This window comes from Chromohalobacter sp. HP20-39 (assembly GCF_033052815.1).
GTDB lineage: Bacteria > Pseudomonadota > Gammaproteobacteria > Pseudomonadales > Halomonadaceae > Chromohalobacter.
On the sequence record NZ_JAWHTP010000614.1, the window covers coordinates 1 to 277 of the forward strand.

Here is a 277-nt window from a genome sequence, read left to right on the forward strand (position 1 = left end):
GCTCAACGACTCTCAGGGCTATAGCACGGCCATGGCCACGAGGGCCATTGTCGTGATCGACAGCGATGAGCCAGCGCTTGGCCAAGTGGCCTGTGTGTTCGTGGGCATGGCAGAGGTGTCGTCTTGCGTGATAGACATCGCGCTTGGGCAGCATGTCCAGAAAGGTGAAGAGCTTGGATACTTTCAGTACGGTGGATCTACGTACTGTCTGGTTTTCCAGCCAGGAGCGATTCGCGGCTTTGCGGTGTCTCCACCATTTGCCGACGACAGTCCACCG

1 protein-coding gene is annotated in these 277 nt (G+C 57.8%); it reads left to right on the forward strand.

The window, feature by feature from the left end; translation table 11 throughout:
* Positions 1-31: 31 nt before the first annotated feature.
* On the forward strand, positions 32-277 hold a 246-nt coding region (locus RVY79_RS19410; RefSeq protein ID WP_317466206.1), incomplete at its 3' end, for a phosphatidylserine decarboxylase.